Origin of the sequence: Pseudomonas sp. 8BK, assembly GCF_902506475.1 — a bacterium.
GTDB lineage: Bacteria > Pseudomonadota > Gammaproteobacteria > Pseudomonadales > Pseudomonadaceae > Aquipseudomonas > Aquipseudomonas anguilliseptica.
The window spans coordinates 4,071,005-4,087,614 of record NZ_LR733252.1 but is presented as its reverse complement, the minus strand read 5'-3'; the positions used below and the strand labels follow the sequence as shown (position 1 = coordinate 4,087,614).

The window sequence follows — 16,610 nt, the reverse complement described above, 5'->3', positions numbered from 1 at the left end:
CTTGGTAGCCCGGATGCAATCAGGGGAATTTGCGGCGCGTAGCTGATGACTTTTCATCCACCACCGCTTTTGGTGGATGGGTAAAGCGTCATCCACCCTACGATGCCGCAGATAGTGCGCATGGACATAGCGTCTACGGGTGGTTCTGGCCGCGCGGTCCGGGGCACGCTTGCTCCCTGCGCCCACCCAGGTACCAGCCCAGCGCGCCCCAGGTGGCTGCGCAGAGGGCACCGGCCACGGCGGCGATCAGCACGCCGTTGGCGAGCATATCGAGCAGGGCTTTGGCCCAGGCGCTGACGGCGTCGCCGGCGCGGTAGACCACGGTGTCGATAAAGTTCTTGGCCTTGTATTTACTCTCGGCATCCAGCGGCGCGAAGAGCATTTCCCGGCCGGGCCGCACGAAGGCGTACTCACCGACCCTGCGCACAATCATCAAGGCTGCAAGCATGGCGAAGGTCGGCGCCAGGGCCAGGCCGATAAAGCCCAGGCAGACCAGCAGCGGCACCCCGGCGAGCAGAGCGCGGATGCCGAAGCGTTGGGCGATGCGCCCGGTGATAAACAGCTGCGCGAGCAAGGACAGCGCCTGCACGCTGAAGTCGATCAGGCCGAACACGCGGATCTGCTCGTTGCGCTCGGTGAAGGTCTGCGCCACCAGGCGCGCCTGCTCGAAGTAGAGAAAGGTGCTGGCGGTGGCCAGCAGGATCACGAAGGCGCTGATGCCCAGCAGGTAGGGCGAGGCGAGTACGCGAGTCAGGCCGCTGAACGGATTACCGAGCACCGGCTGGCGCGGGCTTTCGCTGGGCGGTGCGCCGGGCCGACCGGCACCGCCAATCGCGCGCCAGGCCATCAGCTGCTGCTTGGCCAGAATCGCCATACCCAACAGCAAGGCCGCCAGCAGGATCAACCCGCTTTGCCCGAGGCGCTCAATCAGCAGCGCGCCGAGCGCCGGCCCGGCCAAGCCGCCGCAGCTGGCCCCAGCGGCGATAAAGGCGAACAGGCGCTTGGCCTGGGCGCTGTCGAACACATCGGCCATCAGGCTCCAGGCCACCGAGACGACGAACAGGTTGTAGACCGAGATCCACACATAAAACACCCGCGCCACCCAGATGTCGTCGCCGCTGCGTTGAAACAGTGCGGCGAAGGCCAGCAGGTTGAGGATAAAAAAACCGTACACCCAATCGATATAGCGCGCCCGCGCCACCGTCGAGTTAAGCCAGGCAAACAGCGGCACGGCGGTGAGCATCACTAAAAAGGTCGCGGTAAACAGCCATTGCAGGTTGTCCACGCCGCCGCGAATACCCATGGCCTCGCGAATCGGCCGCAGCATGAAATAGCCGCTGAACAGACAGAAGAACAGGCCAAACCCGCACAGCACCGCCAGCAGCTCGGCAGGCCGTGCGTTGATCGCCTGGGCCAGGCGTTGCGTTGGGCTCATCGCTTAGCTTCCAAGTCGCGGGCAGCCGCGTGCATATCAGCTAAACGCCTGGATAATCTTCTCGCGTAGCGCCGCATCCGGCAGGCGGCCGATGCCGGCCTTGAGGTTGTCGGCCATATACCGCGGGTTGGAGGTGGCCGGGATCACCACCGTGACCGCCGGGTTGGCGAGGATAAATTTGAGCAACAGCTGCGCCCAGGATGTGGCATCGGTTTCCATCGCCCAGCTGGGCAGTGATTTGCCCTTGACCCGGCTGAGCAATTGGCCGCGCTGGAATGGCCGGTTGATCAGCGTGGCGATGCCATGGTCGGCGCAGTAGGGCAGCAGGCGCTTCTCGGCATTGCGTTCGCCCACCGAGTAGTTGAGCTGAACGAAATCCACCGACTCTTTTTCCAGCACTTCCAGCAGGTCGTTATGCGCCGACTCGATGTAATGGGTGATGCCGATATAGCGCACCTTGCCCTCGGCCTTCAGCTCGCGCAGCAAGGCCAGCTGGGTGCGGGTGTCTTGCAGGTTGTGCACCTGCACCAGGTCGAGTTTGTCGGTTTGCAGCGCCTGCAGGCTGGCCTCAACCTGCGCCATGCCGCGCTCGCGGCCGGTGGCGGAAATCTTGGTGGCGAGGAAGGCCTTGCCCTGGGTTTTGGTGCGTTTCAGCAGCTCGCCTGTCACCGCCTCGGCGGCGCCGTAACTGGGCGCGGTATCGATCAGCCTGGCACCGCCGTTGATAAAGGTGCGCATCACTGAATCCAGCGGTTTCAGGCTGTCATTGCTGAGGCTGACATCGAAGGTGCGCGAGGTGCCCAGGCCGATCACCGGCAGCAATTCACCGCTGCTCGGGATGGCGCGTTTCAGCAGTTGGCTGGGGGCGGCGTAAGCCAGGGAAGGTAGCCACGGCGTGGCGGCGAGCGCGAGCAGGCTGGCGCTGCCCTGGATGAAGTGACGACGGCTAGGCATAGGGTCCTCCGTGGTGACACGGCACTGGAAAAAGGCTCAACGCCACGCCAGGCGTGGCTTCGACCGAGCATAGACCTGTGAGTCCGATACCCGCAGCGTGGTGCCTGGGCAGTTGTTACCTGGTGTGTCGCTAGGCCTCGGCCAGCGCTTCCAGAAAACTCTCCAGCACCAGATGCGGGCGGCGGCCTTTGCGCGTCACCGAGGCCAGGCTGATGTCGTAGAAGCGGCTGGCCGGCTTGAGCACACGCAGGCGGCCCTGCTGCACCCAGGCCTGGGCGTAGTGGTCGGGCAGGTAACCGATATAGCGTCCGGTGAGGATGAGAAAGGCCATGCCTTCGCGGTCCGAGGCGCTGGCGGTGCAGTTGAGCGCCTGATAGTGGCTCTGCACTTCGGGTGGCAGGCGGAAGGTCGGCGCGATGGCTTCCTGAGTGTTCAGCCGCGCATCTTCCAGCTGCTGATCATCGACATAGAACAGCGGGTGGCCGACCGCGCAGTAGAGCAGCGAGCGCTCGTCATACAACGTCTGGTATTCCAGCCCGGACAGCGTACTGGCCTGCGGCACCACGCCGATATGCAGGCGGCCGTCGAGCACGCCTTGTTCGACTTCACTGGGCGGGGTCATGCGGATGTGGATATGCACGTCCGGGCCACGCTCTTTCAATCGCGCCAGGGCGTTGGTGATGCGCATATGCGGTACCGTCACCAGGTTGTCGGTCAGGCCGATATTCAGCTCGCCGCGCAGGTGCTGGTGCAGGCCGTTGACCTCAGTGCGAAAACTCTCCAGCGCCGCCAGCAGTTGCTGGGTGCTCTGGTACACCTCGCGGCCTTCTTCGGTCAGGGCAAAGCCGGCGCGGCCGCGTTGGCACAGGCGCAGGCCCAGGCGTTGTTCCAGGTCACTCATCTGTTGGCTGATTGCCGAGCGGCCAATCCCTAAGGCGCTTTCGGCGGCGGAGAAACCACCGCATTCCACCACGCTGCGAAACAGCTTGAGCAGGCGGATATCAAAGTCACTGACCTGGGCCAGCGGGTCGGGGCGGCGGGTGCTCATTGTTTAGTAACCAGTTAACTAAAGATATGAAGAGTCGTGTTTTCCTGACTCTAAGCTCGTGGCACCTTTGCTGGCAACAGATTCGACTTTACCGCTTCAATCGCCCACACCGAGGCCACCATGAATATGCCGCAGACCGAAGTCCCGTCCCTGGCCAGCCAGCTCAAGCTGGATGCGCACTGGATGCCGTTTTCCGCCAACCGCAACTTCAAGCGCGACCCGCGTCTGATCGTCGGTGCCGACGGCAACTACTTTATCGACGACAAGGGCCGTCGCGTGTTCGACAGCCTCTCCGGCCTGTGGACCTGTGGTGCCGGGCACAACCGCAAGGAAATTCAGGAAGCCGTGGCCAAGCAGCTGGGCACCCTGGATTACGCGCCGGGCTTCCAGTACGGCCATCCGCTGTCCTATCAGCTGGCCGAGAAAATCGCTGAGCTGACCCCCGCCGGCCTCGATCACGTGTTCTACACCGACTCCGGCTCCGAGTGCGCCGACACCTCGGTGAAGATGGCCAAGGCCTACTGGCGTCTGAAAGGCCAGCCGAGCAAAACCAAATTTATCGGCCGTGCCCGTGGTTACCACGGTGTGAACATCGCCGGCACCTCGCTGGGTGGCATCGGCGGTAACCGCAAGATGTTTGGCCAGATGATGGACGCCGACCACCTGCCGCACACCCTGCAGTCGCACCTGGCCTTCACCAAGGGCATGGCCGAGACCGGCGGTGTGGAGCTGGCCAACGAGCTGCTGAAACTGATCGAGCTGCACGACGCCTCGAACATCGCTGCGGTGATCGTCGAGCCGATGTCCGGTTCCGCTGGTGTGATTGTGCCGCCGACCGGCTATCTGCAGCGCCTGCGTGAAATCTGCACCCAGCACAATATCCTGCTGATCTTCGACGAAGTGATTACCGCCTACGGACGTATGGGCAAGTGGACCGGTGCCGAATACTTTGGCGTCACCCCGGACATCATGAACACCGCCAAGCAGGTCACCAACGGCGCGATTCCGCTGGGCGCGGTGATCGCCAGCAGCGAGATCTACAACACCTTTATGAATCAGGCGATCCCCGAGCATATGGTCGAGTTCGGCCACGGCTACACCTACTCGGGCCACCCGGTTGCCTGCGCTGCCGGCCTGGCAACCCTGGAGCTGCTCAAGCGCGACAACCTGATCGAGCAATCCGCCGCCCTCGCGCCGGTGTTCGAAGACAAGCTGCACGGCCTCAAAGGCAGCAAGCATGTGATCGACATCCGCAACTGCGGCCTGGCCGGCGCGATCCAGATCGCCCCGCGTGACGGCGACCCGGTGATCCGCCCCTTCGAGGCCGGGATCAAGCTGTGGAACGCCGGCTTCTACGTGCGCTTCGGTGGCGACACCCTGCAGTTCGGGCCAACCTTCAACACCACGCCCGAGCAGCTGGACTCCGTGTTCAACGCCGTTGGCGATGTGCTGAACAGCCTCGACTAAGGCGTAGGGTGGATGACGCTTTACCCATCCACCAAGTTGCCGCGCCGCAAGGTGGATGAAAACAGCGTCATCCACCCTACGGGAACAACCCACTTTTCCTGCAGGTGCCAGCCGTTCGGCGCCTGCTAAAACAAGATCCGTTATTAAGGAACTGCCATGACCCTCGTTAACCACCTGATCCACGGCGAACTGACTGCCGGCACCGGCCGCTCGGCTGCCGTATTCAATCCGTCCACCGGCGAAGCCACTAAGCAGGTCGCCCTGGCCGACCGCGCCACCATGCAACTGGCCATCGACTCGGCCAAGAGCGCCTTCCCGGCCTGGCGCAACACCCCGCCGGCCAAACGCGCCCAGGTGATGTTTCGCTTCAAGCAACTGCTGGAGCAGCACGAAGCGACCATCTCCAAGCTGATCAGCGAAGAGCACGGCAAGACCCTGGAAGACGCCGCCGGTGAACTCAAGCGCGGTATCGAGAACGTCGAATTCGCCTGCGCCGCCCCGGAAATCCTCAAGGGCGAGTACAGCCGCAACGTCGGCCCGAACATCGACGCCTGGAGTGATATGCAGCCCATCGGCGTTGTGGCCGGCATCACCCCGTTCAACTTCCCGGCCATGGTGCCGCTGTGGATGTACCCGTTGGCCATCGTCTGCGGCAACTGCTTTATCTTGAAGCCGTCCGAGCGTGACCCAAGCTCCACCCTGTATATCGCCCAGCTGCTGCAAGAGGCCGGTCTGCCGAAAGGCGTGCTCAACGTGGTGCACGGTGACAAGGAAGCCGTGGATGCGCTGATCGAAGCGCCGGAAGTCAAAGCCCTGAGCTTTGTCGGCTCGACGCCTATCGCTGAGTACATCTACAGCGAAGGCACCAAGCGCGGTAAGCGCGTCCAGGCCCTGGGCGGCGCCAAGAACCACGCCGTGCTGATGCCTGATGCCGACCTGGACAACGCCGTCAGCGCACTGATGGGCGCGGCTTACGGTTCCTGCGGCGAGCGCTGCATGGCCATCTCCGTGGCCGTGTGCGTAGGCGACCAGATCGCCGATGCCCTGGTCGAGAAGATCGTGCCGCAAATCAAGGCGCTGAAAATCGGTGCTGGCACCTCCTGCGGCCTGGACATGGGCCCGCTGGTTACCGGCGCGGCGCGTGACAAGGTCAAAGGCTATATCGACGCCGGTGTGGCCCAAGGCGCTAGCCTGGTGGTCGACGGTCGCGATCTGGTGGTGGCCGGCCATGAGAATGGTTATTTCGTCGGCGGCACGCTTTTTGACAGAGTCACACCTGAGATGACCATCTATACCGACGAAATCTTTGGCCCCGTGCTGTGCATCGTCCGCGTCGGCAGCCTGGAACAAGCCATGCAGCTGATCAACGACCACGAATACGGCAACGGCACCTGCATCTTTACCCGTGATGGTGAAGCCGCGCGCCTGTTCTGCGACGAGATCGAAGTCGGCATGGTCGGCGTCAACGTACCGCTGCCGGTGCCGGTGGCCTACCACAGCTTCGGCGGCTGGAAGCGCTCGCTGTTCGGCGACCTGCACGCCTACGGCCCGGACGGTGTGCGCTTCTACACCCGCAAGAAGGCCATCACCCAGCGCTGGCCGCAGCGCGCCTCGCATGAGGCAGCGCAGTTCGCCTTCCCGAGCAATGGCTAAGTAACAGGGGGCTGATCGCAGGATCAGTCCCCTTTTTGGATGTGGATGACGACCTATAGGAGCGGTCGGACGGCGTTCCGTCTTGGCCGCGATTAACAGGCGATCAGACGTAGGTTGGGTTGAGGAACGTAGTGACGAAGCCCAGCGAGCGATACCAATGCCTGTTGGGCTTCGCTGCGCTCAACACCAACCTACCGATTGTATGCAGCACGTAATGGATACATAGCCATCGCTTTACGCAACAAACCAGCCGCGCGGGCGCGGCGTTGGTGCAGTGACCGCAGGTTACGGCACCCCTTGGGTGAGCGGGTTCAGGGTTTCCTGGCCCGTAAGCCCGCTCTCCCAAGGGCAGCCCACTTCAATGACTAATGAAGAGGACTCCCTATGAGCAAACCCATGATTGGCCTTCCCCTGTGCCGTTGGCAGCTGACCAGCCGTGATATCGGCTGGTTTCACCTGGTCGGCGAGAAGTACATCCACGCCGTCACCGGCTTCGGTGCCTTCCCGCTGATGATCCCGGCCTTTGGCGATGATCTGGACATGGATACGGTGCTGGATAGCGTCAGCGGCATCATGTTCGGTGGCTCACTCTCCAACGTGCACCCCAGCTTCTACGGCGACGACCATCCCGGCCTTGGCCTGGCCGACAAACCTCGTGATGAAACCGTGCTGCGCCTGATGCGTGCCTGTATTGATCGTGGCATTCCGTTCCTCGGCATCTGCCGCGGCATGCAGGAAATGAACGTGCTGTTTGGCGGCACCCTGCACCGTGAAGTGCATGAGGTGGAAGGGCGCCTTGATCACCGTGAGGTGAAGGACGTACCGGACGACGTGGCCTACGGCCCGATGCACAACGTCGCCCTGACCGAGGGCGGCGTGCTGCATTCGCTGTTCGGTGAGCGGCAGGTCAAGGTCAACTCATTGCATGGTCAGGGTGTTGATCGCCTGGGCGAGGGCTTGCAGGTTGAAGCCGTGGCCGAGGATGGGCAGATCGAGGCGGTTAGTGTGATTGGCGCCAAGGCGTTTGCTGTTGGGGTGCAGTGGCATCCTGAGTATCGCTATTGGGAGAAGGCGGATTACAACGCGCTGTTGGGGGCGTTTCATCAGGCGGCGAGGGAGCATCAGGTGAAGAAGCTTGAGCGTCGCAGCAAGGCTGCGCTGGTCTGAGCCAAGTGGCGATTTAAACAAAAGGCCCATCGATTGATGGGCCTTTTGTTCTGAGAGTTGATGGGTATTGCTGTGCGTACCCCATGCAACATGCTGTTAGTAGAAGCTTATGGTTGTTTTCAGTTGATCAGCAAAATCATAGATTTCGTCGAGTGAGCTGATAGGGTGGCGCGTTTCGTTCTTTTCTTGGTCGAAAATACCGATATATTTTTGCGTGCGGTTGAAGTGTAAGCGGCATATCGGTTTTCGATTGTTATCGTCTAGCAATATTCCAAAGTAACTTTGAGTGTCGCGTTGAATAATGCGTTTGGAGTCAACAACGGAACGCACAATAGCTTTGACTATGTGATAGCCCTCAAGCTCTTCTAAGGTGGTCAGAACCTTGTCTTCTGTAGCGTCGTCAATTTGCTCATTCGCAGGATCTGCTGGTGACGAAGCCGTGGTCGCGTAACTGGGTTGAATGGCTCCGCTCATTGCGGATTTCAGACGGTCGTTGATTTGGTCGTTCAAGAATTGAGCGACTGCCTTGCGGGTCAACTCTGCAAATTGTTCGCGCACTTTCTGCGTGATCATCCCTTCGTAAACTCGGGATGCAAAGAATTTAACGAAATCGTCGTCTGGCTTGGTGAACTGAAGGGCGATTTGTTTTTTTATCTGGCTAACATATTTTAGTTCGCCAGCTGCGTTGACTATTGACTCAACGTCGAAGGCCGACTTTGTGAGTTTTATAAGCTCTGGTACTGCATGCTCATCTATATCTAACAAGTCGAGCTCAAGGAAGGGTTTTTCATCCATTTTGTTTGGAGCGTCAAGGTCAGTGAAGAATTTATAGACTTGACCATTGGTTAGGATGGATATCCGAGCATTTGTTACATGGAAGTAGCGAAATAGTTGCGATGCATGGTTGATGTTGAGCGGCTCACCAATTTTCTTGCATTCGATCAGTATCTGAACATCGCCATCTTTTAAGATTGCGTAGTCAATTTTCTCGCCCTTCTTCGTGCCAATGTCACAGACGAATTCTGGAGTTACTTCTCTTGGGTCAAATACGTCATAGCCGAGAACAGTATTTATAAAGGGCATGACAAAGGCGTTTTTCGTTGCTTCTTCAGTTTTGATTGCACTTGCTTGTTGGCGGATCTTTGCTGAAAGGCTGTTTAATTTCTCGAAGAACTCCATGTTTAGCTCCTTGCTCTTGATGCGTTATTTTTCTTTTGACCCGATGGATGGGTTGAGCGTAGCGACCCACTTCAATAATGGCCATCCGAGATCATCATTCATTGGGTTCTGCCGTTGCGATACCAGTGTCTAGCCGCTTTTGCGTTGCCCGGTCTAACGGATCCGCCCTTACGGCGGCTCCTTTTGGCAAACGCCCGGATGGCCGGCCCTGCCAAAAGTAAGCAAAAGGTCTTGCCCCTTGCATCCGGGTCTCGCTGCGCTCGACTTGATTCGCTGCGCTCGACTTGATTCGCTGCGCTCACCCTGCGGGCCAGCCTTCGGCTGTTACTGCGCTTCGCTCCGTTTCCTCGTTCCATCAGTGCTTCAGGGGCACGCCGCGAAGGACCATCCCTGGCCCATCGCGGCTCTCGCGGCATCCATGCCGCTTAACCCCTTGCGCAACGATTCCACTCGGCCTTCTGATGGGGCGTTTGGCGTCGTCTGTGAGATTGGTGTTCCACATAGCTCCCACGCTTCTGCGTGGTAGCCATCTCTGGGTTAGTGCCCTACTTGAGCGTCTTGCGGGACGCGAAAGCCTAGTCGCGCTTTCATGTTCAGTTCCAGTTCCGCCACGCGCCCGCTGACGATGAGTCTGTTTAGTTCTTCTTCAAATATTTTCGATAGGCGTTCGCCGTCGGGATGGTTTTTGGAAAAGCTCAGCCAGAAGCCATCGAGGGAGATCATGCCGACGCGTTCGATTTGGGCGCCGAATTTCTCATCGAGAATTCGTAGCTGCCCAGGCAAGGTATTCATGACGATGAAGTCCACCCGGCCCTTGATCAGCATGTTCATCAGGTTGGTATCGGATTGCGCTACAGCGCGTTCAATCTTTGGGTTCAGCATGAAATCGGTTGGGTAGGTGTAGCCGTTGGTAATACCGACAGTGTGGTTCTCTAGGTCTTTGCTGTTTAACTCGGGTTGAAAGCGGCCACGCAGGGCAAAAATGGCCAGGCCTTCGTGAAACATCGGGGTGGGGTGCCAGTAGAACTTGTTGCGGTTGGCTTCGGTGATGGTGACGTTGAAGCAGGCTACGGTGTACCCGGTCTCGGCGTAATGCAGGCAACGCGAGAAAGGTACGGTCACAAACGCCACTTCAATGTCGCGTCGGGCAAAAATCTCGCGCACCAGTGTTGGGGTAAAGCCATCTGGCTCTGGACTGTCGGCACGCTTGGCGGAGTAGGGTGCCCAGTCATCTTCGGCGGCAATCAGGATGCGTTCTGCATGGGCCTGTGCGGCCAATATGGATATCAGTGCTGCCAGTGCATATCGCCGTATGCTCATGGTGTGTTCCGCCAGTGTGCAGAGGACTCTGCCGAGTACAGTGAGTATAGGTTGCCTTACTTGGTTGGACGCTGGTGAGACGGATGGTCATCCGCTTGACGCGGGGTTTTTGGTGTCCGGCTGTGGGGGGGCAGTTGAGCGCCGGCGTGGTGAACACCTAGTCGGATGTCAGGCACGCTGTGGATGCGCTGAAGGGGTGTCCGCCCAGTGTCGTTATATGGGGGCGTTTGCAACTCGTGTAAACAACCAGCGAGTAGGGTGGATGACGCTGTATCCATCCACCACTGCGGTCGTTGCCCGAGCGACTGGCTTACTTCTGGGCCAGATTGAGCTGGTTATAGTCCTGAATAAACTCGCGCAGGATGTCGTCCAGGGCCAGTTTGGTGGATTGCTGGATGGCGTTTTTCATGGCGAAGGAGCCGCCCCAGAACATTTTGCCGCCCTGGCTTTTGCCCTCGACCTTGTAGGTTTTGGAGAACAGCTGCTGCTCGTCCGCGCTGACGTTCACCTTCAGGGTGATGTAGGCGCGGAAGTCGGCGAAGCGGTATTCCTGCAGCTCGAAGCTCAGCAGCGGCAGATCAGCACTCTGGCGCGCTTCGAGGCGGCCGAAGGCTTGTTGTACGTCCGCCGATTGCAGGGTGTTGTCGAGCATCTGGCCGAAGTTGACGATCCACAGGTTGGCATGGCCCACGACGGCGGAGCGGAATTCGTAATGGTGGCTGCTGGTGGCCGGGCTCAGGGCGTAGGCGGCAGGGCCGTTGGCGCTGGGCAGCTGGCTGTCCCCGGTGTTGTTGCTCAGGTAGGCGGGGTAATCCTCGGCAATCGGGTGTTTGATGGTGCAACCGGTCAGGGTGGCGAGCAGGGTCAGGGCCAGCAGGTAGGCAATCTTTTTCATGGCGAATCCTTGTCGATACAACGGGTTAGTGCGCAAGGAACGACCATCTGCTATCGCCCGTCCCTGGGCGGCGCACAGGCTAATGACAATGTTCGGTGATGGCAAATTGGCATTGATGCTGTTGGGGCGCTTTTTATGACGGTGGCCTTCAGCTACTGAGTGCCACGCTGGCGCGGCCATCAGCCTTAACTATCCTCAACAAGCGCCGATAGAGCGTATTACTGGCCAGCTAGAAGGCGATGTCCCATGCGTATCAAATCCAAACTGTTGCTGAGCTTTCTGGTGGCAACCCTGATTCCGGTTCTGGTGGTGGCACTGCTGACGATTCGCAATGTCACGCAGCAGGCCAAAGAGAACTTTCAGGTTTCCAGCAGCCTGGATATGAAGCTGGTGAACAACAGCTTCGCCACCTTCTTTGATTCGGTGGGCTACACCGTTTCCGCCCTGGCGGAATATCCCGCAGTGAAGGATGCCGATAACGGTGAGCTGACCACCTACTTCGGTGAGGCGCGCAAGCCGGGCGAGGTGGCCACTGCCAATGGGGGGCGCGAGAAGCAGATTTTCGATTACTTCTCCAGCATCGGTAAGAACAATCCCACCTTCGGTTACGTGTACATGAGCGATACCAAGGGCGGCTACGTGGAGTGGCCGGGCACCGGCGATTACGGTGATTGGGACCCGCGCACGCGCGAGTGGTACCCGATTGGTCGCGACGCCAATTTCACCCTGGGCCGCCGCGACGGTTATTACTGGGAGCCGGATGACGCGGTGTATGTCTCGGTGCTCAAGGGCTTCAAGGACAACGCCGGGCAGTTTGCCGGGGTGGTGGCGGTGGATGTGTCGCTCAAGGCGCTCACCGATATGGCGCAGAAGGTGCGCTTCGGCGAAACCGGCTTTCTCATGCTGGCCGAGGGCAGTGGCACCTTGCTGGTGGATGGCCTTAAGCCGGACAACAACTTCAAGAAGGTCAGCGAGCTGCCCGGCGAGCATTTCGCGGTTATCGGCAAAACCGAGAACGGCCTGGTGGAGGTGGAGATCGACGGGGTGGCGTATATGGCCAACGTCTACACCTCGCCGGAGCTGGGCTGGAAGTTTGTTGGCTTCAAGCAGGCCGATGAGATCTACGCGAGTGCCCGTGAGCTGACCTGGATCACCCTGGTGGTGTGCATCGTGCTGGTGCTGCTGTTTGGCGCGGCTGGGGTGGTGATCGCCAACCGGATCGTCAACCCGATCAATCTGGTGAAAGACGGGCTGCGCACCATTGCCCAGGGTGAGGGCGACTTAACCCGTCGGCTGGACCTGCTCAGCAGCGATGAAACCGGCGAGCTGGCCAAGTGGTTCAATCAGTTTATCGAGTCGATCCAGGGCATGATCAAGGTGATCAAGGAGAACGCCATCAGCATGGATGGGGTTTCCAGCGATACCAACAAGCGCACCACGGCGATGTCGGCCACGCTGCAGCGCCAGTTGAGTTCGGTAGAGCAGATCGTCACTGCCGTGACCGAGATGTCGTCGGCGGCCAATGAGGTGGCCAAGACCTGCGTGCAGACCGCCGAGGTGTCGGAGCAGGGCCTGGTGGCCACGCGCAATGGTAAAGAGGTGATTGGCCGCAGCACGTCCGGGGTCAACAATCTTGGCGCCAGCATCCAGAACTCCAGCAAGGTGATTCAGGAGCTGGAGAAGGAAACGGTCAATATCAACAACATCCTCTCGACCATTCAGCAGATCGCCGAACAGACCAACCTGCTGGCCTTGAACGCCGCCATCGAAGCCGCCCGCGCGGGCGAGCAGGGGCGCGGGTTTGCGGTGGTGGCCGATGAGGTACGCAACCTGGCCAAACGCACTCAGGACTCTACCGAGCAGATCAACAGCATCCTCAATCTGCTGGTCAACCGCATCAAGGAAGTGACAGTGAGCATGGACCAGAGCCTGGTCGAATCGGGCAAGGCCATCGTCTTGTCCGAGGAGGTGATGGCCGCTTTCGAAAGCATTGAAGGCAAGGTGCAGATGATCCGCGACATGACCATGCAGATTGCCACCGCGACCGAGGAACAGCATCTGGTGACCGAGGAAATCAACCAGAACATCGTCGCCATCAACGACGCAGTAACGCAGATATCCGTGCAGGCCGCCGAGGTGGAAAGCTATGCCCAGGAACAAAGCGGCCTGAGCAGTGAGCTGAAGCAACTGGTGGTGCGTTTCCGTACGGAGTAAGGCTGGTTGCGTTGCGTCGGTTCATCCGTAGTAAACCGCTACAGCGTGATGCTGTGCACGTGGGCCGCGCAATTTTCGCAGCCCACATTTCAACGAGTGGCGGGCTTGGGGTGCTGGCAATGCGCCATGTCATCATCAATAATCGCCAGGCCAGCCGGCTATTGCCACCCCGTCCAAGGAGAGCTGCATTGCGCCACTCATACCTCGCCCTCAGCCTGCTGAGCGCCGCCAACCTGCTTCCCGCTCTGGCTTATGCCGACTCTTCCCGTGACTGGTCCGGTGCTTATCTCGGCGGAAGCCTGGGCGCTGCTGAAGGTAAGGGCGAGACTTCGACGCGCGCTTCTGTTGGCGGCCCTAGCGATTACTTCACCACTACCGACCCACAGCAAGTACGCGATGCGGGCGATGGCAGCGTCGCGCAATGGCATGCCTCGGGTGGCTTGTTCGGTGGCTATGGGGTACAGCAGGGCAATCTGTACTGGGGCGTGGAGGCCAGCCTCAACAGCCTGAGCTTCGATGAGTCTCGGCGCGAGACAGTGCAATACCTGAGCGCCCCAGCAGACAGCTTTACCCTTGAGCAGTCTGTCGAAGCCGACTGGCAAGGCACCCTGCGCGCCCGTTTGGGGTTGGCTCAGGATAAGTGGTTGGCTTATCTGACCGCGGGCCTTGCGGTGACCCGGCTCAAGCTGGGTTCTCAGTTCAGCGATACATTTCTCGACGATGCTCGCGGCCAAGGCTCCAGTGAAGAGACCAAGACCGGCTGGGTTGTGGGGGCTGGTGGTGAATATGCGCTGAGCGAACATCTATCCCTGCGGGGTGAGTACCTGTATGCCGATTACGGTTCGGTGGATACCTCGTACGATGTCACCAACCCAGGCAACCCCGGTCTGAGCAGCAATATCAGGGATAAGGTGGACTTCAAGACCCAGACCCTGACGCTGGGCTTGGCGTACCGCTTCTAAGCTATATCTGGCCCGCTGATCTGGCGGGCCTTCTCTTGTTCCATCTGCTTCCTGCCCTGACCGCGCACAACCCTATCGCCAATAGCTGGGCGAGTTAACAGGGCGCACCTGTCACGCATGACGTTGTTCCATCCGCTCCGTATGATCGCCGGCTTGTTTACTGCGCTGGCCAGAGAGGGCCTTACGGATGAAGCGATATCTGCGTCAATGGAAGTTCTGGGTGCTCTGCGTGCTGTTGGGTTGCGTGCTGGGATGCTCTTCGCGGGGTGGTGATTATCCGGGTGGGACGGCTGCTTCCGCTGAAGCATCAGTGCCGGGTACGCAGTTGCAGGGCAAGGCGGCTGGGCGGCTGTTGGTGTGGACTGCCAGCTTTACCCTGGAGGTTGTCGAACTCGACAAGGCCAAGGCTCAGCTCACCGAGCGCATGTTGGCGTTGGGTGGGTATGTCGAGGAAACCAGTGATTACGGCTATGACAGCCAGAGTCTGGTGTTCCGTGTGCCCAAGGATGCCTTCGAGACGGCGTTGGGCAGTGTCGAGCAGAGCGGTCAGGTGCTGCGGCGACATGTCAAAGGTGAGGATGTCACCGAGCAGTACGTGGATGTCGAAACACGCTTGAGCAATAACCGGGCACTGCGTGATCGCCTCAAGGAACTGCTCGCCAAGGCCCGAGATGTGAAAGACATCCTGCAGATCGAAAGTGAACTCAACCGCGTGCAGTCGGAAATCGATTCGATGGATGCACGCATGCGCATCCTCAAGGATCAGATCCAGATGTCCACCCTGAGCGTTGAGCTGCGTCAGCAGGTGCCGGCAAAACCCGCCACTATCTACGGGCCGCTTGGCTATCTGTACAAGGGCGCCGAGTGGTTTGTCACTAAGCTGTTCATCATCCGCGAATAGCCTGCGGAAAGGCTTCCTGCTGATTGCATTGCGTGCGGGGTTTTACAAGGGGTTGCCATCCGCCAATGCGATGGCTGCCCCTAACCTGCACAAGGAAGCCGATCATGGATATCACTCCTGTTTCATTTGCTACACCGTTGTCTTGTTCACGCCTGCTGGGCGGGCTGGCGTTGCTGTTGGCGCTGGCGCAGCCGGCTATGGCGGTAAATATCGTTTACGACGGCTCATGCGCTAACGCGCCTGATCGCCTTGCGGTTGCCAATGCGGTGGCGCGCGCCACGACCTGGTCAAATGATGCCTACAACCTGGTGAACAACAACGAGCAGGCGCTGCGCAATAACGGGCCGAGCCCCTATCTCACCTGGTTCGGTACCTTTGAACAGGGCCGCTATCAGCGAGTACGCAGTGTGCTGGATGGTGTGCGTTTCAAACTCAACTCAGGCAGTACGCTGACCGCCTATTGCCGGGTCAATCCGGCTGTGCCTTGCAATAACCCTGGGTATGTCGCAGCCACTAATGCGCGCGTGCGAGGTGATTTTGATGTGTGGTTCTGCAATGCCTTCTTTGCGCTGCCTACCAACGTCGGGTTCGATACCCAGGCCGGTAGCGTACTGCACGAGATGACCCACTCGATTGGTAATACCGAGGATATTCCTGGTGGTTATGGCCCAGCCAACGCGGCAAACCTTGCTACCAATACCCCGGGGCGTGCTGTCGACAACGCCGACAATTACGAGTTCTTTGTCGAGCAGCTTTACGATTGAGTGCCGCCTCCCTGCGCTGTGGATGAGCTGCAGCGCAGGGTGCCAGTTCTGTGCTCTAGCTGGCTGATGCTGATAGAAAAGCCCCGCAATTGCGGGGCTTTTTTGTTTACCAGCGATAACCGTGACCATGGCCGTCGTGCCGACGGTGTTTGTGCCCATGCCAGCGTTTGTGGCGCGGCCGCTCCTGCACGTAATACACCGGGGCCGGCTGGTAGTAGACCGGCTGGCGCTCGTAGTACACCCGGCGTGGTGGGTAATAGGCCGGTGGCGGCGGGTAGTACTCGCGCGGTGGCGGAGTGTAGACCTGCACGGGGCGGCTTTGGCTGACGATAACGCCGCCAATCACCGCGCCCACCACGGCTCCGGCAATCGCTGCGTCACGGTTGGAGGCCTGTGCCGGGGCCTGGGCAAACAGCGCCAGACTGGCCACCAGGCCGGTGATAAGGGGGATACGCGACAGCATGATCGAAACTCCTCTGCAAACCGGTCTTTCCCGGCTTGTAGTTTTCGACACTGGGTGTTGCCCGGCATTGCAGGGCGCAATGTAAAGCCTGTGTAAAACAGGGCGCGTGGGCTGACTGAACGCAGTGCAGAACGGCCAGCACCATATTGTCCGTTTATGCCTGGCTGGAGGGGCCGTTTTGATCAGAA

At 59.7% G+C, this 16,610-nt stretch carries 14 protein-coding genes and 1 pseudogene; 8 read left to right on the top strand and 7 right to left on the bottom strand.

Translation table 11 applies throughout. The annotated features are described in order from the left end of the window. Positions 1-133: 133 nt before the first annotated feature. From ACIN8IBEIGE_RS19085 to ACIN8IBEIGE_RS19075, 3 genes are all read right to left on the bottom strand, one after another. The gene (locus ACIN8IBEIGE_RS19085) at positions 134-1,435 is read right to left on the bottom strand and encodes an NTP/NDP exchange transporter (RefSeq protein WP_160016031.1); all 1,302 of its coding nucleotides are present in this window, start codon (positions 1,433-1,435) and stop codon (positions 134-136) included. 36 nt (positions 1,436-1,471) lie between these two features. Next, complete coding sequence (locus ACIN8IBEIGE_RS19080) at positions 1,472-2,389, bottom strand: aldo/keto reductase (RefSeq protein ID WP_160016030.1); 918 nt, start codon at positions 2,387-2,389, stop codon at positions 1,472-1,474. Between the two features lie 130 nt (positions 2,390-2,519). Then, positions 2,520-3,437, bottom strand: a complete 918-nt coding sequence (locus ACIN8IBEIGE_RS19075) for a LysR family transcriptional regulator (protein ID WP_160016029.1) — start codon at positions 3,435-3,437, stop codon at positions 2,520-2,522. A gap of 120 nt (positions 3,438-3,557) precedes the next feature. Between ACIN8IBEIGE_RS19075 and ACIN8IBEIGE_RS19070 the strand changes: the two genes are divergently transcribed. The 3 genes from ACIN8IBEIGE_RS19070 (at position 3,558) to ACIN8IBEIGE_RS19060 (ending at position 7,724) form a co-directional block, all read left to right on the top strand. Then, complete coding sequence (locus tag ACIN8IBEIGE_RS19070; protein WP_160016028.1) at positions 3,558-4,904, top strand: aspartate aminotransferase family protein; 1,347 nt, start codon at positions 3,558-3,560, stop codon at positions 4,902-4,904. 156 nt (positions 4,905-5,060) lie between these two features. Continuing rightward, entirely contained in the window at positions 5,061-6,557 is a 1,497-nt protein-coding gene (locus tag ACIN8IBEIGE_RS19065; RefSeq protein WP_160016027.1) for a CoA-acylating methylmalonate-semialdehyde dehydrogenase, read from the top strand. Positions 6,558-6,953: 396 nt separating this feature from the next. Further along, complete coding sequence (locus ACIN8IBEIGE_RS19060; protein WP_160016026.1) at positions 6,954-7,724, top strand: gamma-glutamyl-gamma-aminobutyrate hydrolase family protein; 771 nt, start codon at positions 6,954-6,956, stop codon at positions 7,722-7,724. 96 nt (positions 7,725-7,820) lie between these two features. Here the strand turns inward: ACIN8IBEIGE_RS19060 and ACIN8IBEIGE_RS19055 are convergent, their stop codons facing one another. The 3 genes from ACIN8IBEIGE_RS19055 to ACIN8IBEIGE_RS19045 all read right to left on the bottom strand — a co-directional run bounded on the left by ACIN8IBEIGE_RS19055 (position 7,821) and on the right by ACIN8IBEIGE_RS19045 (position 11,118). Then, positions 7,821-8,903 carry a type I restriction endonuclease gene (locus tag ACIN8IBEIGE_RS19055; protein ID WP_160016025.1) on the bottom strand — a complete coding sequence of 361 codons (1,083 nt, stop codon included), beginning with the start codon at positions 8,901-8,903 and terminating at the stop codon, positions 7,821-7,823. Between the two features lie 537 nt (positions 8,904-9,440). Then, complete coding sequence (locus ACIN8IBEIGE_RS19050; protein WP_160016024.1) at positions 9,441-10,223, bottom strand: ABC transporter substrate-binding protein; 783 nt, start codon at positions 10,221-10,223, stop codon at positions 9,441-9,443. Positions 10,224-10,533: 310 nt separating this feature from the next. Further along, complete coding sequence (locus ACIN8IBEIGE_RS19045; protein ID WP_160016023.1) at positions 10,534-11,118, bottom strand: lipoprotein; 585 nt, start codon at positions 11,116-11,118, stop codon at positions 10,534-10,536. A gap of 246 nt (positions 11,119-11,364) precedes the next feature. On the opposite strand from ACIN8IBEIGE_RS19045, the pseudogene ACIN8IBEIGE_RS21300 reads away from it, so the two are divergent. The 5 genes and pseudogenes from ACIN8IBEIGE_RS21300 to ACIN8IBEIGE_RS19025 form a co-directional block, all read left to right on the top strand. Then, positions 11,365-12,471: pseudogene (locus ACIN8IBEIGE_RS21300) on the top strand (cache domain-containing protein); the annotation flags it as partial. Between the two features lie 15 nt (positions 12,472-12,486). Further along, entirely contained in the window at positions 12,487-13,332 is an 846-nt protein-coding gene (locus ACIN8IBEIGE_RS21295; RefSeq protein ID WP_372240027.1) for a methyl-accepting chemotaxis protein, read from the top strand. 188 nt (positions 13,333-13,520) lie between these two features. Beyond that, positions 13,521-14,294, top strand: coding sequence for an outer membrane protein (locus ACIN8IBEIGE_RS19035; protein WP_160016021.1), 774 nt, complete (start codon positions 13,521-13,523; stop codon positions 14,292-14,294). Between the two features lie 187 nt (positions 14,295-14,481). Continuing rightward, the gene (locus ACIN8IBEIGE_RS19030; RefSeq protein ID WP_160016020.1) at positions 14,482-15,195 is read left to right on the top strand and encodes a DUF4349 domain-containing protein; all 714 of its coding nucleotides are present in this window, start codon (positions 14,482-14,484) and stop codon (positions 15,193-15,195) included. Positions 15,196-15,299: 104 nt separating this feature from the next. After that, a complete protein-coding gene (locus tag ACIN8IBEIGE_RS19025) occupies positions 15,300-15,959 on the top strand; it encodes a M35 family metallo-endopeptidase (RefSeq protein ID WP_160016019.1) in 660 nt (219 codons plus the stop codon). A 106-nt stretch (positions 15,960-16,065) separates the two neighbouring features. Here the strand turns inward: ACIN8IBEIGE_RS19025 and ACIN8IBEIGE_RS19020 are convergent, their stop codons facing one another. Continuing rightward, the gene (locus tag ACIN8IBEIGE_RS19020) at positions 16,066-16,422 is read right to left on the bottom strand and encodes a hypothetical protein (RefSeq protein WP_160016018.1); all 357 of its coding nucleotides are present in this window, start codon (positions 16,420-16,422) and stop codon (positions 16,066-16,068) included. Between the last annotated feature and the right edge of the window lie 188 nt (positions 16,423-16,610).